Annotated in this window: 20 protein-coding genes; 12 read left to right on the top strand and 8 right to left on the bottom strand. The window is 62.3% G+C overall.

The window, feature by feature from the left end:
• Positions 1 to 10 precede the first annotated feature (10 nt).
• From OPU71_RS13450 to OPU71_RS13460, 3 genes are all read right to left on the bottom strand, one after another.
• Positions 11 to 559, bottom strand: a complete 549-nt coding sequence (locus tag OPU71_RS13450) for a PEP-CTERM sorting domain-containing protein (protein ID WP_267728523.1) — start codon at positions 557 to 559, stop codon at positions 11 to 13.
• Between the two features lie 204 nt (positions 560 to 763).
• A complete protein-coding gene (gene aceB / locus OPU71_RS13455; protein WP_267728524.1) occupies positions 764 to 2,362 on the bottom strand; it encodes a malate synthase A in 1,599 nt (532 codons plus the stop codon).
• Between the two features lie 38 nt (positions 2,363 to 2,400).
• Positions 2,401 to 3,081, bottom strand: coding sequence for a haloacid dehalogenase type II (locus OPU71_RS13460; RefSeq protein WP_267728525.1), 681 nt, complete (start codon positions 3,079 to 3,081; stop codon positions 2,401 to 2,403).
• Between the two features lie 154 nt (positions 3,082 to 3,235).
• On the opposite strand from OPU71_RS13460, the gene OPU71_RS13465 reads away from it, so the two are divergent.
• Positions 3,236 to 4,135, top strand: coding sequence for a LysR family transcriptional regulator (locus OPU71_RS13465; protein WP_267728526.1), 900 nt, complete (start codon positions 3,236 to 3,238; stop codon positions 4,133 to 4,135).
• 21 nt (positions 4,136 to 4,156) lie between these two features.
• Here OPU71_RS13465 and OPU71_RS13470 read toward each other — a convergent pair whose 3' ends face one another.
• Complete coding sequence (locus OPU71_RS13470) at positions 4,157 to 4,870, bottom strand: FFLEELY motif protein (protein WP_267728527.1); 714 nt, start codon at positions 4,868 to 4,870, stop codon at positions 4,157 to 4,159.
• A 105-nt stretch (positions 4,871 to 4,975) separates the two neighbouring features.
• Between OPU71_RS13470 and OPU71_RS13475 the strand changes: the two genes are divergently transcribed.
• Positions 4,976 to 5,878, top strand: a complete 903-nt coding sequence (locus OPU71_RS13475; RefSeq protein ID WP_267728528.1) for an esterase/lipase family protein — start codon at positions 4,976 to 4,978, stop codon at positions 5,876 to 5,878.
• A gap of 63 nt (positions 5,879 to 5,941) precedes the next feature.
• On the opposite strand, the gene OPU71_RS13480 is transcribed toward OPU71_RS13475, so the two are convergent.
• Positions 5,942 to 7,945, bottom strand: a complete 2,004-nt coding sequence (locus OPU71_RS13480; protein WP_267728529.1) for an SDR family oxidoreductase — start codon at positions 7,943 to 7,945, stop codon at positions 5,942 to 5,944.
• Positions 7,946 to 8,275: 330 nt separating this feature from the next.
• Here OPU71_RS13480 and OPU71_RS13485 point away from each other — a divergent pair, with 330 nt between their 5' ends.
• From OPU71_RS13485 to OPU71_RS13500, 4 genes are all read left to right on the top strand, one after another.
• Positions 8,276 to 8,719, top strand: a complete 444-nt coding sequence (locus tag OPU71_RS13485; protein ID WP_267728530.1) for a phasin family protein — start codon at positions 8,276 to 8,278, stop codon at positions 8,717 to 8,719.
• 199 nt (positions 8,720 to 8,918) lie between these two features.
• On the top strand, positions 8,919 to 10,145 hold the full coding sequence (locus OPU71_RS13490; RefSeq protein ID WP_267728531.1) for a patatin-like phospholipase family protein: 1,227 nt from the start codon (positions 8,919 to 8,921) through the stop codon (positions 10,143 to 10,145).
• A gap of 112 nt (positions 10,146 to 10,257) precedes the next feature.
• On the top strand, positions 10,258 to 10,905 hold the full coding sequence (locus tag OPU71_RS13495; protein ID WP_267728532.1) for a TetR/AcrR family transcriptional regulator: 648 nt from the start codon (positions 10,258 to 10,260) through the stop codon (positions 10,903 to 10,905).
• A gap of 13 nt (positions 10,906 to 10,918) precedes the next feature.
• Positions 10,919 to 11,701: a hypothetical protein gene (locus OPU71_RS13500; RefSeq protein ID WP_267728533.1), complete on the top strand. Its 783-nt coding sequence runs from the start codon at positions 10,919 to 10,921 to the stop codon at positions 11,699 to 11,701.
• Between the two features lie 89 nt (positions 11,702 to 11,790).
• On the opposite strand, the gene OPU71_RS13505 is transcribed toward OPU71_RS13500, so the two are convergent.
• The 3 genes from OPU71_RS13505 to xseA all read right to left on the bottom strand — a co-directional run bounded on the left by OPU71_RS13505 (position 11,791) and on the right by xseA (position 16,291).
• Positions 11,791 to 14,034, bottom strand: coding sequence for a putative bifunctional diguanylate cyclase/phosphodiesterase (locus OPU71_RS13505; RefSeq protein WP_267728534.1), 2,244 nt, complete (start codon positions 14,032 to 14,034; stop codon positions 11,791 to 11,793).
• Between the two features lie 238 nt (positions 14,035 to 14,272).
• Entirely contained in the window at positions 14,273 to 14,860 is a 588-nt protein-coding gene (locus OPU71_RS13510) for a superoxide dismutase (protein WP_267728535.1), read from the bottom strand.
• Positions 14,861 to 14,893: 33 nt separating this feature from the next.
• A complete protein-coding gene (gene xseA / locus OPU71_RS13515) occupies positions 14,894 to 16,291 on the bottom strand; it encodes an exodeoxyribonuclease VII large subunit (protein ID WP_267728536.1) in 1,398 nt (465 codons plus the stop codon).
• Between the two features lie 297 nt (positions 16,292 to 16,588).
• On the opposite strand from xseA, the gene OPU71_RS13520 reads away from it, so the two are divergent.
• The 6 genes from OPU71_RS13520 (at position 16,589) to adk (ending at position 20,309) form a co-directional block, all read left to right on the top strand.
• Positions 16,589 to 17,194 (top strand): MotA/TolQ/ExbB proton channel family protein, encoded by a 606-nt coding sequence (locus OPU71_RS13520; RefSeq protein WP_267728537.1) that lies wholly within the window; start codon positions 16,589 to 16,591, stop codon positions 17,192 to 17,194.
• 18 nt (positions 17,195 to 17,212) lie between these two features.
• Positions 17,213 to 17,635 (top strand): ExbD/TolR family protein, encoded by a 423-nt coding sequence (locus tag OPU71_RS13525; protein ID WP_267728538.1) that lies wholly within the window; start codon positions 17,213 to 17,215, stop codon positions 17,633 to 17,635.
• A 2-nt stretch (positions 17,636 to 17,637) separates the two neighbouring features.
• Positions 17,638 to 18,648 carry a tetraacyldisaccharide 4'-kinase gene (lpxK, locus tag OPU71_RS13530; protein WP_324256066.1) on the top strand — a complete coding sequence of 337 codons (1,011 nt, stop codon included), beginning with the start codon at positions 17,638 to 17,640 and terminating at the stop codon, positions 18,646 to 18,648.
• Positions 18,629 to 18,811, top strand: coding sequence for a Trm112 family protein (locus OPU71_RS13535; RefSeq protein WP_267728539.1), 183 nt, complete (start codon positions 18,629 to 18,631; stop codon positions 18,809 to 18,811). The genes lpxK and OPU71_RS13535 overlap by 20 nt, the downstream gene beginning before the upstream one ends.
• Positions 18,812 to 18,813: 2 nt before the next feature.
• The gene (kdsB, locus tag OPU71_RS13540) at positions 18,814 to 19,593 is read left to right on the top strand and encodes a 3-deoxy-manno-octulosonate cytidylyltransferase (protein WP_267728540.1); all 780 of its coding nucleotides are present in this window, start codon (positions 18,814 to 18,816) and stop codon (positions 19,591 to 19,593) included.
• A 62-nt stretch (positions 19,594 to 19,655) separates the two neighbouring features.
• On the top strand, positions 19,656 to 20,309 hold the full coding sequence (adk, locus tag OPU71_RS13545) for an adenylate kinase (protein ID WP_267728541.1): 654 nt from the start codon (positions 19,656 to 19,658) through the stop codon (positions 20,307 to 20,309).
• The last annotated feature ends 26 nt before the right edge of the window (positions 20,310 to 20,335 follow it).

Raw genomic sequence — 20,335 nt, forward strand, 5'->3', positions numbered from 1 at the left:
TGGCTGCGGGTCAGACCTTTGCACGGCGACGACGCGCGGCCATCGCAGTAATGCCCAAGCCAGCGAGCATCATTGCGTAAGTTTCCGGTTCGGGTACGGCCGGGGTGATGCCTGCGCCCGCCAGGTTGGTGACGGACATGCCTGCGCCGTCACTGAAGGCGTTAGGGTAGAACGTCACCAGATCCACGTTCTTGATGTTGAAGTTGAAGGGCGTAGCGGCATCCCAGTTGATTACGTATTCCTTGCGGAGATCGTACTCGTTGGCTGCGCTGCCTTTTGCCCATGCTGTGACGTAGAAGTACTGATGAGCGTAGAGGTCGTAGTTTTCGTCGCCGGGTTGCGGCGCAGAGCCGGTCCATGGCCAAGGCGTTGTGACGGTTGCGCTATCGAGGTCGAAAGTGCCGCCATCGGTAGCCCAGACTGCGTAGCTGGCATGGTAGAACTGGTGCCCGTTGATCTCTTGGAGCCAAAGGTCAGTACCGGAAGACGTTGCCGCGTGGGCAACGGAAGAGCAGCAGGCGGCGACGGCGATGGCAAGAGCGCGCTTGGTGAATGACATGCAAAACTCCGGGGGGTGCTTAGGAGTTGGCATCATGACACGTGGTTTTTTGCGCGGGCTTCTCGAATTTGCTCTCGATGTGACTAGCTGCGCGGCGCCCGCAAGAAGTTCAAGGCGACTCTTCTCTGCCCCGGCCGAGGCCAGGGCAGCGTGCAGCGTCAATGCGCGAACGAATTGGCGCTCGATCTAGGCGACTTCACGAAATCAATCCATCTCTTCGTAAAGCGGCAAGGTCAGGAACTCGGTGAAGTCTGCGCGGGTGCTCATGTCTTCGAAGATCTGCGCGGCGCGCTCGTAGGTGGCGGTGTTTTCGCCAAGCGCGCTGACGGCCTTGCACACTTTCCCGAGTTCGTCGCTGGTGAGGCTGCGCACGAGTTCAGCCGTAACTTTGCGGCCATCCTCGAGCACACCCTTCGGCGAACGAATCCATTGCCAGACTTGCGAGCGCGAGATCTCGGCGGTGGCGGCGTCTTCCATCAGGTTGTGGATCGGTACGCAACCATTGCCAGCCAGCCAGCTGCCGAGGTAGTGGATGCCAACGTTGATGTTGTTGCGCAGGCCTGCTTCGGTGATGGGCGCTTCGGGCTGGAAGTTCATCAGATCGGCCCCGCTCACGCTGACGTCGTCGCGTTGTTTGCTGATTTGATTGGGCTTGTCGCCGAGCACTGCCTTGAACTCGGCCATCGCGGTCTCAACCAGGCCCGGGTGCGCGACCCAGCCGCCGTCGTAACCATCCGTGGCGTCACGCCGCTTGTCGCCGATGATGCCTTGCATTGCGATGGCATTCTTCTCGGGGTCGTTCTTGATCGGGATCAGGGCTGACATGCCGCCGATCGCTGGCGCGTTGCGCTTGTGGCAGGTTTTCAGCAAGAGCAGGGCGTAGGCACGCATGAACGGCGTGGTCATCGTGATCTTGCTGCGTTCGGCAAGGCAGAAGCTGCTGTCGACCTTGAACTTCTTGATGCAGGAAAAGATGTAATCCCAGCGGCCGGCATTGAGCCCCGCGGAGTGTTCGCGCAACTCGTAGAGGATCTCGTCCATTTCGAACGAGGCGAGAATCGTCTCGATCAGCACGGTGGCCTTGATCGTCCCGCGCGGAATGCCCAGTTCATCCTGCGCAAGGCAGAAGATGTCGTTCCACAGCCGCGCTTCCAGGTGCGATTCCATCTTCGGCAAGTAGAAGTAGGGGCCGGCCCCGCGAGCAAGTTGCTCCCTGGCGTTGTGGAAGAAGAACAGGCCAAAGTCGAACACGCCGCCGGACATGCGTTGTCCATCCACCAGCACGTGCTTCTCATCCAGATGCCAGCCCCGTGGCCGCACCACCAGTGTTGCGACCTTCTCCTTGAGCGCATAGCGCTTGCCGTTTGAATCGAAGTCGATCTGGCGGCGGATTGCGTCGAAGAGATTGATCTGGCCCTGGATCTGGTTTTCCCAGACCGGCGAGTTCGAGTCTTCGAAGTCCGTCATGTAACTGTCGGCGCCCGAATTCAATGCGTTGATGATCATCTTGCGTTCGACCGGGCCGGTAATTTCCACCCGGCGGCATTCGAGCGCCGTCGGCAGCGGCGCAATCTTCCAGTCGCCTTCGCGGATGTGCCTGGTTTCGGGCAGAAAGTCGGGGCGCTCGCCGGCATCCAGCCGCTGGGTTCGTGCGACGCGCGCGGCCAGCAGGGTTTGCCTGCGGTCTTCGGATGCGCGGTGCAGCTTTGCGACGAAGGCGAGTGCCTCGGGCGTGAGGATCGCTTCGAATTCGGGCGTGATCGGCGCGTTGATCTGAACGCCGGCGGGCAGCTTGATGGCCATGAGAAAACTCCTCGGTTTGAGTTTCGTTGCTCGGCGGGCTAACGGATGTGCCCTGCCAGAAATTCTGCGACTTCGCCAAGTGAGCTGCCTTCAGCGCTTGGCGCGATATCGAGTTGCTCGCGCGGGTGTCCGCCACGGTTGCACCAGAAGGTGCCAAAGCCGAACCAGCCGGCCCCCGCGACGTCCCAGCCGTTGCCGGAAACGAACAGGATCTCGCCGGCGCGGCAACCCAGGGTTTTCGGCCCCAGCGCGTAGGCCGTGGGCGAAGTCTTGTACGCGCGCACAGCGTCGATCGAGATCACATGGTCCAGCAACGGGGTGAGGCCGGCACTCTTGACCGCAATGTCGAGCATCTGCGGCGTGCCGTTCGACAGAATCCCCAGCGCCATCCCGCGTGCCCGCAGGGCTTTGAGCGCGGGCTTCACATCGGGAAAAGCGGCAAGGCAGGCGTACTGATTCATCAATCGATCACGCTGGGCTTCGTCCAGCCCGAGCCCGAGCCGGGCATTGGCGTAGTCGAGCGCATCGCGGGTCACTTCCCAGAAAGGCTTGTAGCGCCCGCCCAGTGTTCGCAGCTGGGTGTACTCGATCTGCTTTTGCCGCCACAGGGCCGACAACTCAGATCCGCGACCGGGCGCGAGTTGTTCCGCCATGGCCGCCACCGAGTGCACGTCGAACAAGGTGCCGTAGGCGTCGAACAGAACGGCTGAGTACCGCATGCTTCCCCCGAAAAAGCAGCCGCCGCCTCCCGTCCCCCCGGCGAGAGGCGGCGCTGCGCAGGTCAATGCGCAAGCTGCAGACTGCAGTCTATTCTTGCTCAGGCGGGAATAGAATGCGTGAGGGAGTCAAATGATCTTTGTGTTTTGGTAAAAAATGGATCGATTCAAAGAGCTGGTTTGCTTCGTAAACGTGGCGCAGCGCGGCAGCCTGACTGCCGCAGCCGCGCAAGAGGGCGTAACGGCCGCGGTGGTTAGCCGCCGGCTGGACGCGCTGGAAGCGCGCCTGGGCGTCAAGTTGCTGCTGCGTACGACGCGGCGTGTCACGTTGACGTTCGAGGGCATGGCATTCCTTGAAGATGCGCAGCGGGTTCTGGGCGATCTGGCAAATGCCGAGGCCTCGGTGAGCCTTGGTGGCGTGAAAGCGAGCGGGCACATCCGCATGACGGCGCCGGCCGGCTTCGGGCGTCGGCATGTAGCCCCGCTGATTCGTGAGTATCTCAACGACCATGAAGACGTGTCGGTGTCGCTGGACTTGTCTGACCGCGTGGTTGATCTGGTGAACGAAGGCTTCGATTTCGGTGTCCGCATTGGCGATTTGCCGGACTCCTCGCTGGTCTCGATTCGCCTGGGCGCGGTGCGGCGCGTGGTGGTGGCAAGCCCGCAGTACCTTGAGCGCTGTGGCGTGCCCCAAACCCCTGACGATCTTGCCGAACACAACTGCCTTGTGCTCTCGCAGCAACGCGGCTGGGCCCTGAAAACGGGCAGCAGTGATACGGCGACAACCGTCAAGGTACGGGGCGCGTTCTCCTGCAACGATGGTGCGGTGCTGCGCGAGTGGGCGCTCGCCGGCGCAGGCATTGCGTGGCGGTCGCTATGGGAAGTGGGTGACGATGTGCGAAGCGGGGCGCTGGTTGAAGTGCTTGCCGACTACGCGACTGCGCCGATGGGCATTTACGCCCTGTTTCCGCAGCGGCGTCACCTGTCACTTCGTGTTCGCTTGCTCGTTGACTATCTGAAGTCGAGCTATGCCGCCTCGGCCAGCCGATTCGTATGAGGCAGAGTAGCTTCGGCCAAGTCAGTTGCCACGGCCGTCGCCGCCACTGAAGAGTTGGTCAGACAGTGACTGTTCGCGCTCGACGATACAGTCCAGAAAAACCTCGGCCCCGTGCATGTGGGCGAAGGCTTCGAAGCCACTGACAAGGAAGGTGTGGAGTGCGCCGAGGCCGGTAGCTCTTGCCGGGCCGCCCATCAGGCGCAGCATGCCCCGGATCATGGGGTGGTGGGTCAGTTCGTCGAGGGGTTCGCCGACTTCACGGATCAGACGGATCTGGCGATTGCGGTCGCTGCGGCGGCCGACGCGGCGATAGGCCGTGGCGTAGGCCGCGTCATCGATGTCCTGTTCGACGCTCATCGCACGGAGGGCGTCGACCATTGCAGCGTCCAGGGTTTCGGACAGGGCGTCGAGTTCAATTGCCCGGCAGATCGTTTCAAGCGCGCTACGGGGCAAGAAACGGCTCAGCATGGGTTGAACGCGCGCGAGCGCGGCATCGCGGTCGGCGAAGTCTTTCGGGCCGTAGAGTTCGTTCAGGAAGAACTCGGCGGCAGGGCGGTAGCGTTCGCTCTCGAGCAGATCGGCGTGGGTTCGTGCCAGGCGCGCGGACTGCCATGCACGCAGCGCGTGGCGGTCGCGCTTCCAGTCCTCGTCATCGAGTTCGCGCAGGCGGAAGGCTTTGGCCACATGCATGTGATTCGAGAGCCGCTCGGCGATCTCGTGTTTTTCTGCATCCATGCCTTGGATCATAGCAACCGGTTTTGCCGGGAGTAGAGCCCCGGCCCTAACTGCCCCGGCCGTGCGGCGTTACCATCCTCGCGTTGTCACGGAAAGGTGTGTCTGATGCTTGCTCGCCAACTCAAGCTTGGCTTGGTGCTGGAGGTGCTGATCTGGCTTGCGCTGGGTCTGTGCGGCGTGACCTTGCTGGACTGGCCGCCGATCACAATGCTGGCGATCGTGCTCGGCGGCATGCTTGGGCTGCGTGTGTTGATTGTGGGAGGCACCTTTGCCTTCTCGATCGCCTGGGGGGCGGCCCCGCCGGCTGATCTGCGCTTGGGGTTCTTCGCGAGTGTGCGATTGCTGGTCAAGGAAGTGTCTGCCTTCCTTTTGATGTTCTGCGTGCTGCAGCCCTTCGAACGCTACTGGATGCGATCGGACCGGCTTGATCGTGGTGCGCCGGGGCGCACGCCGGTGTTGCTGGTGCATGGCTATGGCTGCAACCGGGGTACCTGGGGCCGCATGGCGCGCGCGCTGCGGCGGCGCGGTTGGCCGGTCGCCACGGTGAACCTGGAGCCCGCCGGCAGCAGCATCGACCAGTTCGCGGCACAGCTCGCCAAGCGTATCGATCAGGTCTTGCTTGAGACGGGTGCCGACCAGGTGATTCTGCTCGGGCATTCGATGGGGGGGCTGGTCGCACGCCAGTATGTTGCCCGCTACGGGGATACGGCGGTGCGCGCGATCATCTCGTTGGGGTCGCCGCACCATGGCACCCGTATTGCCCGGCTGGGTTTGGGCCAGTGCGCGCGCGACATGGAGCCGGGGAGCGCCTTTCTTGCCAAGTTGCCGCTTTCGACGCCGGTTCCGCTGATTTCGATTTACAGCGCCCACGACAACTTCATCATGCCGCAAGGGCCTTGCCGCGTATCCGGCGCGCGCAACGTTGCGATAGCCGGCGTTGGCCATATCCACATGGTCTTGTCGCAACGGGTTGCCAACCATGTTTTGCGGGAACTTGCCGGCGTCTGAGCGCGAGCGATCAAGAAAAACGGCCACCCGAGGGTGGCCGTTCTGCTTTTGCGGTGGGCGAATTCAGAAGTGGATGCCGCGCATCAACTGACTGAACGCCACTTGGTCGGCCGATGGGCCGGACAAGGCCTTCTTTTCGCCACTGCCGGAGCCTCCCTGTGCGGCGGTCGAGTCCGGGAACATGCGGAAGGTGGTATTCATGATTGCTTGCGCGGCTTTCGGCAGCAGGGCGTGGATAACCTGCCCGAAGATACCCAGGCGGGTGGCGATGCGCACCGGCTTGTGGATGATCGCTTCCACGATCAGATCCGCTGCATCTTCCGGCGCCAGGGTCGGGACGTCCTTGTACATCTCGGTCGGCGCAATCATCGGGGTGCGTACCAGCGGCATGTTGATGGTGGTGAACTCGATGCCCCGATCGGCAAACTCTGACGCGGCGCAGCGGGTCCAGGAATCAAGTGCCGACTTTGATGCCACGTAGGCCGAGAAGCGCGGCGCGTTCGTCAGCACGCCGATCGAGGAAATGTTGATCACGTGACCGCGGCGCTTCTCGATCATCTTGGGCAGCAGCCCCATCGTAATGCGCAGTGCGCCGAAGTAATTCGTCTGCATCGTGCGTTCGAAATCGTGGAAGCGATCGAAGCTGTTCTCGATGGCGCGACGGATCGAGCGGCCGGCGTTGTTGACGAGGATGTCGACGCCGCCGAACTGTTCATTGAGTTTCGCTACGAACTCGGCACAGGACGCTTCGTCCGACACGTCGGCCTGGAAGGTGTGTACGGTCAGGCCCGCCGCTTCGAACTCCTTGCGCGTTTCTTCGAGTTTTTCGACATCGCGGCCACAGATCGCGGTGGTGGCGCCCGCTTCGGCCAGCTTGTACGCCGTGGCTTTGCCGATGCCCGACGAACCGCCGGTAACCAGCACGACCTTGTTCTTCACGTTGCCGCGCAGGGTGCGATCGACGAAGAGATCCGGGTCGAGGTGGCGTTCCCAGTAATCCCACAGGCGCCACGCATAGTCTTCCAGGCGTGGCACTTCGATGCCGCTGCCGCGCAGCACGCGCTGGGTTTCGCGTGCGTCGAAGCGGGTCGGGTAATTGACGAAGGTGAACACCTCGTCGGGCAGGCCCAGATCCTTCATCACCGCGTTGATCACGCGCTTGACCGGCGTGAGCGACAGGATCGCCTTGCGGATGCCCTTCGGGATGAAATAGAACAGCGCCGCGTTGATGCGGATCGACATCTGCGGCGCATGGCCCGCGCGCGCGAAGATGTTGAGGATGTCGCCGACGCGGTAGGGCGTCGGGTCGACCAGGTGGAAGCACTTGCCGTCTTCGCCCTTGGCGTGGGAGATGTGATCCACCGCATCGACGATGAAGTTCACCGGCACGATGTTGATCCGGCCGCCTTCAAGGCCGACGGCCGGCATCCACGGCGGCAGCATGTTGCGCAGGCGCTGGATCAGTTTGAAGAAGTAGTAAGGACCGTCGATCTTGTCCATTTCGCCGGTGCGCGAGTCGCCCACCACGATGCCCGGGCGGTAGATGCGGAACGGGATCTTGCATTCCTCGCGCACGATCCGTTCGGACTCGTGCTTGGTCGAGAAGTAAGGGTGATCCAGCCCTTCGGCTTCTTCAAACATGTCTTCGCGGAACAGGCCTTCGAACATGCCGGCCGAAGCGATCGAACTGAACATGTGGAAGTGCTTGGCGCCAACGGCCTCGGCGAACTGCACGACGCGGCGCGAGCCTTCGACGTTAACCTTTTGCTGGATCTCTGCGCTGGCCTTGAGATCGTAGATTGCCGCAAGGTGGAAGAAGTGGGTGACTTTGCTTTTGAGTTTGCGCAGATCAGTTTTCGTGACGCCCAGGCCTTCTTCACGCAGGTCGCCAAAAACCGGAACGACGCGTTCGGCCCCCTTGGCCCAGTATTCAACGCGGAGGGTTTCGACCAGCTCGATTTCTTCTTTGCGCGCCAGGAAGAAGATCGTGCCTTCCGGGCGTTCGAGCAGCTTGCGGACCAGGCGTCGTCCGATGAAGCCCGTCGCGCCGGTGATGAAGTAATTCATGGTTTCCTCCGCTGTTTTAGATTTGATTGCCGAACAATCCCCCGACGATCGGCATCCCATGATGCTAACCGAGAGATGTGTGCTTGCACGCGCGTCGGCGCATGTTGATTCGTAATCGGTGTCACGGCAGCGGCTTTTGTTCTGGTTGCCTGAGCGTGCTTTGCAATGGCCTGCCAGGCCAAAGCCTAGGGTCAACCGCCTAGGGGATTAGTGTGTGCCCTCTAGAGCAACTGCATAGACTGGGAACCGTAGCAAGAACGAGCCGCTCAGCTCGTACCTTTGGAACAACGGAGCGGCGTAACAGGCAAACCGATCCAGAAGGAGTACACCATGGTCAAGAAACTCAAATCGCTCTCCGGCGCTGACAACCAACTCGCGCAAACCATCAAGGATTCCGCAAGCCAGATCTGGCTTGCCGGCCTCGGCGCGTTCGCCAAGGCCCAGGAAGAAGGCAACAAGGTTTTTGAAGCGCTGGTCAAGGAAGGCGAAGTGATCCAGTCGCGCACCAAGAAAGAAGCCGACGCGAAAATCGCTGACGCTGCGGGCAAGATGGCTGGCGCATGGGACAAGCTTGAGAACGTGTTCGAAGAGCGCGTTTCGCGTGCCCTGTCGAGCCTTGGCGTTCCCACCAAGAAAGACATCGACAAGCTCACCAAGCGCGTTGCCGAGCTGACCGCGCTGGTTCAGAAGTTGACTGAAGAGGCGGATGCTGCGGTTGAAGTGGCGGGTGAAGAGAAGCCGGCGCGTCGTCGCGCAACTGCCAAGGCCGAGTAATCCGGAGCAGGTTCGGAGCCGCAGCTGGCGCGGCTCCCGCCGGAGGCTGCTCGCGGCAGAGTCGCAAGCGGTTCTGGCCGAGGCCGTGGCTGCCGTGACGGAGCCACGGCCTCGTCACGTTCGGGCCCGGCGAGCCGTGCGCATGGATTTTGTGCGACTGGCTTGCCGAGTTTGCGCATAGCGCAGCGGAGGAAACATCATGAGCCCTGAAGATAGCAAGCCGCCCCGCAAGTTCGGCGTCGCGCTCGCGGGTGGCGGCCCCTTGGGCGGCATCTATGAAGTGGGTGCGATTGCCGCGCTGGCCGAGGCAATCGAGGGGATCGATTTCAACGAGGCGGACATCTACGTGGGTGTGAGCTCGGGCAGTTTCATTGCCGCCGCCCTGGCGAACGGCATATCGCCGATGCGCTTGACCCACATGCTGATCGACAACGGTAAATCGGACGAGGTTTTCGATCCGGAAGTGCTGCTCAAGCCGGCGTTTCGCGAGTACTGGCAGCGTGCGAGCAGTGTGCCGCCATTGTTCTGGAAGTCGCTCAAGCAGTTCGTGTTCGATCCGCTTGATCGCGGCTTGTTCGAATCGTTTGCCCGCCTTGGCCAAGCCTTGCCCACGGGGGTGTTCAACAACGCCGGAATCGGTCGGTTCCTCGGACGGCTGTTCCGCGCGCCAGGCCGCACCAATGACTTTCGCAAGCTGAGCAATCGCCTCTTCATCGTTGCTACCGATCTTGATTCCGGTGAATCGGTGCCCTTCGGCGGCAAGGATTGGGATGATGTGCCGATATCCCGCGCGGTGCAGGCCAGTTCGGCGCTGCCTGGGCTCTTTCCGCCGGTGAAGGTGCGCGGCCGCTACTTTGTTGACGGCGCCTTGATCAAGACGCTGCATGCCTCGGTGGCGCTCAAGGAAGGCGCCAACCTGGTTTTCTGTATCAATCCATTGGTGCCATTCGATTCGAATCTGGCCGAAAAGCGGGGCGCCAAGGAGCGCCACAAGCTGGTTGAGGGCGGTCTGCCGGTTGTGTTGTCACAGACCTTCCGCGCGATCATCCACTCGCGGATGCGAACCGGTATGGATCGCTACCAGCATCAGTACCCCGGTGCGGATGTCGTTCTGTTTGAGCCCCATGCCGATGATGCGGCGATGTTCTTTGCCAATGTGTTCAGCTATCGCGACCGCCACACCTTGTGTGAGCATGCCTATCAGACGACGCGTCGCGATCTCTGGCGGCGCCGTCACATGCTCAAGCCGGTTCTTGCAAGGCACGGCGTGAAGCTGCGGGTTGATGTGTTGCGAGACCCGCACCGCACCTTGCTCGATGAGAGCCTGCCGGGCCTTGAGCCGGCGCGGGGGCTCGCGAGGGTATCGGTGTCTTTGCGCCATACGCTAGACGAGCTCGAAGGCTGGTTGCGTGCGCACGCAAAGTAAAGATCTCGCATCCACGCAGGCCGCGCTTTACGCGCGGCCTTTTGCTATTGGCTGATCCCGGTGATCGGCACGCGGTGATACGCTTGAGGGCCTGACTTGGGGGAGGAGGGGTATGGAGCACAAGCCGAAGAGGCGGACTCGCGAACGGATTCTTGAAGCCAGCCTGCGGCTCTTCAATGATTTTGGCGAGCACAACGTCAGCACCACCACGATCGCTGACGAACTCGATATCTCGCCTGGCAATCTCTACTACCACTTTCACAGCAAGGATGAGCTGCTCGAAGAGCTCTTCGGTGCCTTCGAACGTGAGATCACCCTCACGTTGACCGCCCCGGCTGGCCGAAGCAGCAATGTCGAAGACATCTGGCTGTTTCTGCATCTCTTGTTCGAGCTGATCTGGAAGTACCGATTCCTTTACCGTGATCTGTCGGATCTGCTGTCGCGCAACCGGCTGCTGGAAACCCATCTGCGCGCAATCCTCGCCCACAAGGGGCGCACCGCAGCGGCGCTGTGCGAGGGCTTGGTGAGCAATGGCGAGATGGAAGCGAGCACCGCGCAGATCCAGACCTTGGCGGTGAACATGGTTGTGCTATCCACCTTCTGGCTCAGTTTTGAGTACGCACGTGATCCGCGCGGGAAGATCGAAGGGGAGGGATTCACTCGCGGTGCCTACCAGGTCATGGCGCTGGTGGCGCCGTATCTGAAGGGCAAGTCACGCGAGCATTTCGAGGCACTGTCTCGCGAATACCTGAAACGCTGAGGAGGAGACCCGCATGAGCACCAAAGGCTGGAAGAAGTTTCCCTATCCCGAAAAGCAATACGATTATGCCGGCGACGCCCTGAAGAAGAACTGGGCCCGTCTGCACAAGGGCGACTGCGAGCCCTGGCCCGAATCTGCCGCGGTGCAGGATGCCTGGCGCGCCTATCACGCCGGCGATTTTGCGGGCGCATTCGAGGCCGGCATCAAGGCCGGCGGCGCTGGCATCTCGGCGGCAAACAAGGCCGCGATGATTCAGGCAACCTACATGGTGGATGACGACGATGCGAAGACCGAGATCTTCCAGCAGATCATCGCGCGCGCCGAAGCACAGCAGAAGGACATGCCCGAGGCCGTAAACGCCTGGTACTTTCATGCTTACGCGCTGGGGCGATACAGCCAGCAGATTTCAGTGGGCGAAGCGCTGACCAAGGGCTTGGGGGGCAAGATCCGCGCAAGCCTTGAGAAGACGCTCGAACTGGCGCCGGACCATGCCGAGGCGCATATCGCGCTGGCGGCCTTCCAGTCAGAGGTGATCGACAAGGTTGGTTCGCTCGTCGGCGGGCTCACTTACGGCGCCAAGAAAGACAGTGCGCTTGAGCACTTCGAGACTGCCCTTGAGCTGATCCCGTTTTCGGCCATCGCACGCATGGAAATGGCCAATGGCCTCGTGCTGCTTTTTGGCAAGAGTCGCATGAAGAAGGCCGAGGAACTCTACGCTCAGGCCGCCGAATGTGAAGCGGCCGAGGCGATGGAGCGGCTGGATGTTGAGGCCGCGAAGGCAGAACTCGAAGACTGAGGGAGCGCTTTTTCTTGCCCGCGGTTGCTGCAAGGGCCCGCGGGTTCACCGGCGCCGCGACGGGGCGCAGCGCATCGACTGATGTGTCGTCAAACCGCCTGATTGGAGAGCCAGTCCATCAGTGGGCCGGGCTCCATCGGGCGGCCAAAATAGTAGCCTTGTGCTTCGTGGCAACCGAGTTTCTCCAGCGCGTCGGCTTGCGCCAGGTCTTCAACCCCTTCGGCAATGACCTCTAGCCCAAGTTTGTGGCTGAGCTGGATCACCATCTCCGGGATGCGCGAGCCACGTCCTGAGTCGGTGATTTCCTTGACGAATGCACGGTCGATCTTGAGCCGATCGACATTGAGCCGTTGCAGGTAAGACAGCGATGAAAAGCCGGTGCCGAAATCATCAACCGCAACCGTGATGCCCGACTCCTTGAGCTTGTCGAGCGTGTGCAGCAGGAAGTCCGCTTCCACCATCGCCATCGATTCGGTGATTTCGAGCTCGATGCAGGCCGGGTCGCAACCGCTGTCTTCAATTGCACGCTTGAGCATGAAGGGGAAGCGCGGGTGGCGGAACTGGCTTACCGATACGTTGATTGCCATGCGCAGGTGCCCGTAGCCTGCCCGCGCCAGCCGCGCCTGCTGGTGGCAGGCCACGCGGGTAATCCATTCGCCGATATTCACGATCAGCCCCGAGTGCTCGGCCAGGGGGATGAAGCGATCGGGCGGCACCATCTTTCCATCGTCGTCGCGCCAGCGGATCAGTGCTTCCAGTCCGATCGCCTTGCGGGTGACCAGATTGACCTGCGGCTGGTACACCATGAACAGGCGCTCATTGTCGAAAGCGTGCCGCAGCGCTTGAAGCAGCTTCACCCGCTCCTGGATTTCGATGCTCATCTCGCGGGTGAAGTAATTGACCTCGCCGCGATTGCCCTGCTTGGCGCGCTTGAGCGCGATGTTCGCGTCCTTGAGCGCTTCGGCCCCGCTGTTGCCCGCATCGGCCAGATTCAGCACGCCACAGGTGATTGACACCATCAACTCCTGCCCATCCACGGTGAATGGCGTGTTGAATAGGCCCATGAGCTGCGTTGGCGACAGGTCATCGCTCGCGCCCAGCAGGCCAAAGGTGTCCCCCGAGATACGCGCGACAATCACGCGCGGGCTGACCGATTGTTTCAAGCGGCTGGCGACCTCTTGCAACAGTCGATCACCGAAGCGGTGACCCAAGGCATCGTTGGTCTCAGCGAAGTGGTCTAGATCAACCAGCGCCAGAATCTGCTTGCCGTGATCGGGGGCCGCGAGCAGGCGATCGATGTGCTGAATGAAGTGAGCGCGGTTGGGCAGGCGCGAGAGCTGGTCAAAGTAGGCGAAGGAATTCAGCCGCGAGAACAGCGCTGCGTTGTCGAACCCGACGGCGATGTTGACGCAGAACACTTCGAGGAGGCGGCGGTCGATGTCGTCAAGGCTCTCACGGGTGTCCAGATAGGCAGCCACGTCGCCATGACGATTATGGAAGAAGAGCGTGGTTCCCGGCCCATCGTAGAGGTTGCGCTGGCTTTGCAGGCAGCGCTCGAGCGCCTGGCGAACCTGCGCATCACTGATCGAATCCACCGGGCGGTTGATGAGGTCGGCGTAGCGACCTGCGGCCGCGATCACGGTGACGTCGTTGCTGCCTAGGTTGATGCCACCGCTGGTGTCGTGCGCACAAACCAGCCCTTCGGGCGCGAGGCCCAGCAGCCCCGCGATCTGGGTAATCACGCCAGCCGCGAAATTGCGAACACCGTGCCGTTGCATGAGATCGGCGCTGGCCCGCACGATCATGTCGAGCCCGCGTCGCCCGGCATTGATGGTGCGGATTTGCTCGTAGCTGCGAATTGCGGCAGTCAGCGTGGTGTAGAGCTTGTTGCGGGTCAGCTCAGACTTGGTCTTGTAGTCGTTGATGTCGTAATCGCGGATCGCGTCGATTTCCGGCGCGTAACCGGGTTGGCCGGTGCGCAGGATGATCCGGGTCTCCGGCATCGAGAGATCTTCGCGAATGGTCTTCACCAGCCGCAGGCCGGCATCTTCGTTCTCCATCACCACATCGAGCAGGATCACCGCGATGTCGCGCTCATGCAGCAGCAACTCGCGGGTTTGCAGGGCTGAATAGGTGTGCAGAAACTGGATCTGGCGGTGCAGGATCGTCTGGTTCCGCATCGCCAGCAAGGTGGTGTGGTGGACGTCCGGATCGTCGTCAACGATCAGTACGCGCCAGACCTTTCGATTCGTAGCGTCGCCACCGGATTCCGCTTCGGGCTCATCGTCAATGAATTCCAGCTCGTCGTCTGGATGATTCTGAGCCTCGCTCACCCTGATCTCCCGTCGTTTTAACTTCGCGTGGCGTGTTGCTGATGAGGCGCAAACAACAACTTGATGGGTCTATTTACGGCCAGACTGTCGGGAACTGAAGGGGCCGTGCAGCAAAGGGTCTGATTCCCGCTATCTGCATGCCGCTGCCCGTGTTTCGCGGGATTGTGCGCCCAAAACTACCGCGGCGTCACTTGGACGCCGCGGCGATGAAGGGCCGCGAGGCGCGGCCCGACGGATATCAGCTACCGAAGTTGGCCGCTGCGAAATCCCAGTTTGCAAGCTGGTTGAGGAAGACTTCGACGAACTTCGGGCGTGCGTTGCGGTAGTCGATGTAGTAGGCGTGCTCCCATACGTCGATCGTCAGCAGCGCGGTGTCGCCCGTGGTCAGCGGGGTGCCAGCCGGGCCCATGTTCACGATATCGACGGAGCCGTCCGCCTTCTTGACCAGCCAGGTCCAGCCGGATCCGAAGTTGCCGACTGCGCTCTTGGTGAAGGCTTCCTTGAATGCATCGAAGCTACCGAACTTGGCGTTGATGGCGTCGGCCAGCTTGCCGCTCGGGGCGCCGCCGCCATTGGGCTTCATCGAATTCCAGAAGAACGTGTGGTTCCAGACCTGGGCCGCGTTGTTATAGACGCCGCCGGCCGGTGCCTTCTTCACGATGGCTTCCAGATCGAGGGCTTCGAACTCGGTGCCCTTGATCAGGTTGTTCAGGTTGGTCACGTAGGCCTGGTGGTGCTTGGCGTAGTGGTAGTCGAAGGTCTCGACCGAGATGTGCGGGACCAGCGCGTCTTTCGCGTAAGGGAGAGCGGGCAGCGTATGTTCCATTTTTGTTGGCTCCTGTGGGTTGGAAGTGCAATTCTAGCCTTGCAGGGGGTCGGCGTTCGACCCTTTCGCTTGCAGGGTTTCAATGCGGGCGAGCAGGCTTGCATCGTGCATCTGCACGCTGATCGGGTCGCCAGGGCCAAGGCCGCTCGCTGTGCGGAGGATGCGGCCGTCGCCATCGCGCACAATCGCAAAGCCTCGTGCAAGGACCGATTCCGGGTTCAGGCTTCCGAGCTGGGCCGCAAGCGCGTCAAGGCCTTGGTGCAGCGCTTGCAGGCGATGCCTTTGTGCGGCGCCAAGGCGCAGTGCGGACTGGTCGAGTCGAAGTCGCAAGTGTGTGATCGATGGCAAGGCTGAGCCGAGTTGCCGGCTCAGCATCTCTTGCCGCATCTGCAGCCTTTCAAGCCGTGTGGCGGACGCGCGTTTCATGCGCGCCGCAAGATCCGCGATCTGTACTTGCTGCCGCGCCAGGCGTTCACGCGGATGACGTAGCCGCAGGTTGCTTCGGTCAAGTCGCTCGAACGCGCTGTCCAGCCTGTGCTGCATCGCGTCCCGCAGCGATTCGGACAGCTGGGCCAGCGTCTGGCTTGCGCGGAGCGTGCCTGCACTTGCCAGTTCGGCCGCCGCAGTGGGGGTTGCGGCACGCAGATCGGCAACAAAGTCGCTCAGCGTGAAGTCGGTCTCGTGGCCGATGCCCGCTATCACCGGAATCGGGCAGGCCGCGATCGCCCGGACCAGCGCTTCATCGTTGAATGCCCAAAGATCCTCCAGGCTCCCGCCGCCGCGGCAGAGGAGCAGCAGATCCACACCATCGAGCTTGGCACGCCTGCCTGCCGTACTCACCGCCTCGGTAAGTCGCCGCCCTGCGTCAGCGCCCTGCACCGGACTGGGGTAGATCACGAGCGGGAGGTGCGGCGCGCGCCGTTGCAGTGCAACCAGAACGTCATGCAGCGCTGCGCCGGCCGTTGATGTCACGATGCCGATTCTGCCCGGCAGTGGCGGCAGCGGGCGTTTGCGGGCCTCATCGAACAAGCCTTCAGCATTGAGGCGTTCCTTGAGTCGCAAGAAGGCTTCGAACAAGTTGCCCTGGCCGGCCTGGCGGATGTTTTCGACCTGCAACTGGAACTCGCCGCGCGCCTCGTAAAGCGTGGTGAGTGCGCGCACCTCGACCTGCTGGCCCTCGCGCAACTGGAATGGCAGCAATTGGGCGCGCGATCGGTACATGACGCAGCGCACTTGCGCGGCACTGTCGCGGAGTGTGAAGTAGCAGTGTCCTGACGCGGCCCGGGTCAGGCTGGCGACCTCGCCGGCGACCCATCCGAGCGGAAACGAGCGCTCAAGCAGTGCGCGCGCTTGTCGGACAAACTCCGACACAGCCACGGCCTGCTCTGCAGGGCGATTCTCGGTCTCAGGGCGCGTAAACATTGGCTTCATTCTAGCGGAATCCACACCCGCCACCGCGCCAGGGGAGATTGGGCGAGTTTTCGAATTAATTGTGTCTGGGGCTTGTAAGTTGCTGAAAAATATGGTCTTTAATCACAGCTTCATTTTTGATCGCAGCAAAAAAATCCCTTTCGGGACGGCCACTTAGCGCGCCGCTGAAGAAGCAATCCACCGACTTATCCACAGATTTTGTGGATTGTGCCGTCCGTCAGCAAACTTGCCGCTTACCATGCCGCCGCGCTAAAGTCTCAGGCTTCGCGATTTACCCGCATCTACAGGAGTTGCACAGTGTTGGCGATCATTCAGGCTGCCGGTTGGCCGATCTACTTTCTGATCGTGGCTTCGGTCATTGCCCTTGCGCTGATCATTGAGCGTGTCGTTGCGTTGCGTCGCAGCAAAATCGTCCCGGCAGGGCTGGTGGACAAGATCATCGGCGAGCTGCGGCAGGGTGGCATTTCGGATGATCTCGTCTTGCGCGTCGCCAATCACTCGCCGCTCGGGCGCGTGCTTGCTGCTGGCCTCAAGAACGCAAAGTCCTCGCGTGACGTGATGAAAGAGTCGATCGAAGAGGCTGGTGGCGCCGTGGCGCATGAAATGGGCCGCTTCCTCACGACCTTGGGGACAATCTCCACCGTGACGCCGCTGCTTGGCCTGTTCGGCACCGTGATCGGCATGATCGAGATCTTTGGCGCAACATCGCCAACCGGAACGAATCCGCAGCAACTCGCGCACGGTATCTCGGTGGCGCTCTACAACACCGGCTTTGGCTTGATGATCGCAATCCCGTCCTTGATCGCCTACCGCCACTTCCGCGCCCAGGTTGATGATTTTGTCGTCGAAATGGAGCAGCAGGCCATCAAGCTGGTCGAAGTGCTGCACGGCGAACGTCGCTGACCGGCCCGGAGTCGCCTGATGAATTTCCGCCGCGGTCGCCGTACCGAAGAAGTCGAGATCAACCTGATCCCGCTGATCGACGTGATGCTCGTGATCATCATCTTCCTGATGCTCACGACCACCTACTCGAAGTACTCCGGGCTTGAGATCAACCTGCCGACTGCCGCCTCGCCGGCGACACCCAGCGTGCCGAACGAGATTGACGTGATCGTCAGCGCCAACGGCGATGTGACGGTCAACCGTGTGCCGGTTGGCGCGCGTGACCCGGCAAGCATTGCCGAAGCACTGCGCCGGGCGCGTCCTGAAAGCGACAAGGAGCCGGTCGTGATCATCAACGCCGATGCCAAGACGCCGCATCAGGCCGTGATCGACGTGATGCAGGCGGCTCAGACGGCTGGCTTGCCGCAAATCACCTTCGCGACGCAGGCTTCGCAGAACTGATAGTGCGATCCGCGCCTCGATTCTGGAAACGCCGCGGTCTGATCGCGGCGTTTCTGTTTCCGCTCTCGCTGCTGTTTCGTGGGCTGGTTGCGCTGCGCCGTGTTGCGTTTCGCCAGGGCTGGCTGCGCAGTTTTGATGTGGGCGTGCCGGTCGTGGTGGTGGGTAATATTGCGGTGGGCGGGAGCGGCAAGACGCCCGTCGTCATCTGGCTGGTCGAGGCGCTTCGCGCAGCGGGTTACCACCCGGGTGTTGTCAGCCGTGGCTACGGTGGCCGGGCAGAGGGTAGCCTGGCTGTTGAGCGCGACACGGACCCCGCTTTGAGTGGCGATGAGCCGGTGCTGCTGGCGCAGCGCTGCGCTTGCCCGATCTGGATCGGGCGCGATCGGGTGGCGGCCGTGCAAGCCATGCGTGCCGTGCATCCGGAAGTCGATGTCATCGTCACCGACGACGGGCTGCAGCACTATCGCCTGCGCCGCACGGTGGAAGTGGTGGTTGTCGACGCCCATCAGATGGGCAATCGTTTGATGTTGCCCGCCGGGCCCTTGCGTGAGCCTGTCTCTCGCCTGGCCGAATGCCAGCTGGTGCTCGCGCACGGCGATCTGCCGCCAGCGGTGCGCGCCAAGTGCCCGCCGGCGCCGGTGTTCTCCATGCGGCTGTGGCCAACCGCGTTCTATCGTTTGTCGAACCCGCGTCAGCGGCGATCGCCGCATGAATTTGCTGACCGGCGCCTTCGCGCGCTAGCCGGAATCGGCCGACCCGAGCGCTTCTTCGCGACCTTGCATGATTTTGGTTTGCGCCCGGTCGCCGAAGAGGCTTACCCCGACCATCACCCCTTCACGGCCGAGGACGTGGCGCTGCGAGACGCAGACACGCTCGTGGTGACAGAGAAGGATGCGATAAAATTGAAGGCTTTCGCGCCCTCGGAAACCTGGGTCCTGCCGGTGGATGCAGAAATCCGCGCGGGGGCGCTCGATCGCGTACTGGAGCATCTGCATGGACCCAAAACTGCTTGAGATTCTGGTCTGCCCCCTGTGCAAGGGGCCTTTGGACTTCCGCAAGACGGCCGGCGAACTGGTGTGCAAGCCGTGCCGGCTTGCGTTTCCGGTGCGCGACGGCATCCCGGTGATGCTTGAGGACGAGGCGCGCGCGCTGCGCGACGACGAGGCGGGCGCCTGAGCATGGCGGCGTCGTTTCACGCGGTTGTGCCGGCGCGCTTTGCGTCCACCCGCCTGCCGGGCAAGCCGCTCGCCGATATTGCTGGCAAGCCGATGGTGGTCCGGGTGATGGAGCGGGCCGCGGCGTCGGGTGCGCAGTCGGTCTGGGTTGCCACCGATCATCAGGATGTCCATGCCGCGGTCACCGCATGTGGCGGCCGCGCCATCATGACGCGGCCAGATCATCCGAGCGGCACCGATCGACTGGCCGAAGTGGTTGAAACGCTCGGCTGGACGGATGAAACGATCGTGGTCAACGTGCAGGGTGATGAGCCCCTGATCGACCCCGCCGTGGTGGCGGCCGTGGCGCAAGCGCTGGCGGACGACCCGCAAGCCGCAATCGCGACCGCCGCGCATCCAATTCAGGATGCCGCCGAGTTTTTCAATCCGGCGGTCGTCAAGGTGGTCTGCGACGCGGCGGGCAATGCCATGTATTTTTCGCGCGCGCCGATGCCGTGGGCGCGCGACGCGTTTGCGAGCGGGCGTGATGCACTGCCGCCCGACTTGGGTGCGCTGCGCCACGTCGGGCTCTACGCCTACCGTGTTTCGTTTCTGCGCCGCTATGCCGAGTTGTCGCCGTCGCCGCTTGAGTCCATCGAAATGCTGGAGCAATTGCGGGCGCTTTGGCACGGTTACCGGATTCGGGTGATTGCGCTTGAATCGGCACCGCCAGCGGGCGTGGATACGCCAGAGGATCTGGCCCGGGTGCGGGCCCATTTCGAAGCCGCCGGTAACGAGCGGTAAGTTCAGGGTAAGGGCGCAGCGCGATCCTTGCGCTGCCGCCACACATATCAGGAGAAGGGGAGATGCGTCTGATTCTGTTGGGTCCGCCGGGCGCGGGCAAGGGTACTCAAGCCAAGTTCATCACCGAGAAATTCGGCATTCCGCAGATTTCCACCGGCGACATGCTGCGTGCGGCGATCAAGGAAGGCACGCCACTGGGGCTGGCCGCGAAGCAGGTCATGGATGCCGGCCAACTGGTGTCCGACGACCTCATCATCGGCTTGGTGAAAGAGCGTCTGTCGCAGCCGGACTGCGCCAACGGCTACCTCTTTGACGGCTTCCCGCGCACGCTGCCGCAGGCGGACGCACTCAAGAGCTCCGGCGTGGCGCTCGACTTCGTGCTGCAGATCGACGTGCCGGATTCCGACATCGTCACCCGCATGAGCGGCCGTCGTGCCCACCTGGCCTCTGGCCGCACGTATCACGTGGTCTTCAACCCGCCCAAGGTCGAGGGCGTCGACGATGTCACCGGCGAGCCGCTGGTGCAGCGCGACGACGACCGCGAGGAAACCGTCAAGAAGCGTCTTGAGGTCTACCACTCGCAAACCGCTCCGCTGGTCAAGTACTACAGCGACTGGGCGAGCACGGGCGATGCCAAGGCTCCCAAGTACCGCATGATCTCTGGGCAGGGCAGCGTCGACGCGATTACCGCGCGCGCCTTCGAGGCCCTCGTCTGATCGGTGCCCGGCGCGGGGGCTGCGGC

Origin of the sequence: Niveibacterium sp. 24ML, from assembly GCF_026586805.1 — a bacterium.
Lineage (GTDB): Bacteria > Pseudomonadota > Gammaproteobacteria > Burkholderiales > Rhodocyclaceae > Niveibacterium.

What these genes read in the sequence shown, in the direction of transcription:
- OPU71_RS13450 (WP_267728523.1), bottom strand. Translation starts at nt 559, where the DNA reads ATGTCATTCACCAAGCGCGCTCTTGCCATCGCCGTCGCCGCCTGCTGC.
- aceB (WP_267728524.1), bottom strand. Translation starts at nt 2,362, where the DNA reads ATGGCCATCAAGCTGCCCGCCGGCGTTCAGATCAACGCGCCGATCACG.
- OPU71_RS13460 (WP_267728525.1), bottom strand. Translation starts at nt 3,081, where the DNA reads ATGCGGTACTCAGCCGTTCTGTTCGACGCCTACGGCACCTTGTTCGAC.
- OPU71_RS13465 (WP_267728526.1), top strand. Translation starts at nt 3,236, where the DNA reads ATGGATCGATTCAAAGAGCTGGTTTGCTTCGTAAACGTGGCGCAGCGC.
- OPU71_RS13470 (WP_267728527.1), bottom strand. Translation starts at nt 4,870, where the DNA reads ATGGATGCAGAAAAACACGAGATCGCCGAGCGGCTCTCGAATCACATG.
- OPU71_RS13475 (WP_267728528.1), top strand. Translation starts at nt 4,976, where the DNA reads ATGCTTGCTCGCCAACTCAAGCTTGGCTTGGTGCTGGAGGTGCTGATC.
- OPU71_RS13480 (WP_267728529.1), bottom strand. Translation starts at nt 7,945, where the DNA reads ATGAATTACTTCATCACCGGCGCGACGGGCTTCATCGGACGACGCCTG.
- OPU71_RS13485 (WP_267728530.1), top strand. Translation starts at nt 8,276, where the DNA reads ATGGTCAAGAAACTCAAATCGCTCTCCGGCGCTGACAACCAACTCGCG.
- OPU71_RS13490 (WP_267728531.1), top strand. Translation starts at nt 8,919, where the DNA reads ATGAGCCCTGAAGATAGCAAGCCGCCCCGCAAGTTCGGCGTCGCGCTC.
- OPU71_RS13495 (WP_267728532.1), top strand. Translation starts at nt 10,258, where the DNA reads ATGGAGCACAAGCCGAAGAGGCGGACTCGCGAACGGATTCTTGAAGCC.
- OPU71_RS13500 (WP_267728533.1), top strand. Translation starts at nt 10,919, where the DNA reads ATGAGCACCAAAGGCTGGAAGAAGTTTCCCTATCCCGAAAAGCAATAC.
- OPU71_RS13510 (WP_267728535.1), bottom strand. Translation starts at nt 14,860, where the DNA reads ATGGAACATACGCTGCCCGCTCTCCCTTACGCGAAAGACGCGCTGGTC.
- xseA (WP_267728536.1), bottom strand. Translation starts at nt 16,291, where the DNA reads ATGAAGCCAATGTTTACGCGCCCTGAGACCGAGAATCGCCCTGCAGAG.
- OPU71_RS13525 (WP_267728538.1), top strand. Translation starts at nt 17,213, where the DNA reads ATGAATTTCCGCCGCGGTCGCCGTACCGAAGAAGTCGAGATCAACCTG.
- OPU71_RS13535 (WP_267728539.1), top strand. Translation starts at nt 18,629, where the DNA reads ATGGACCCAAAACTGCTTGAGATTCTGGTCTGCCCCCTGTGCAAGGGG.
- kdsB (WP_267728540.1), top strand. Translation starts at nt 18,814, where the DNA reads ATGGCGGCGTCGTTTCACGCGGTTGTGCCGGCGCGCTTTGCGTCCACC.
- adk (WP_267728541.1), top strand. Translation starts at nt 19,656, where the DNA reads ATGCGTCTGATTCTGTTGGGTCCGCCGGGCGCGGGCAAGGGTACTCAA.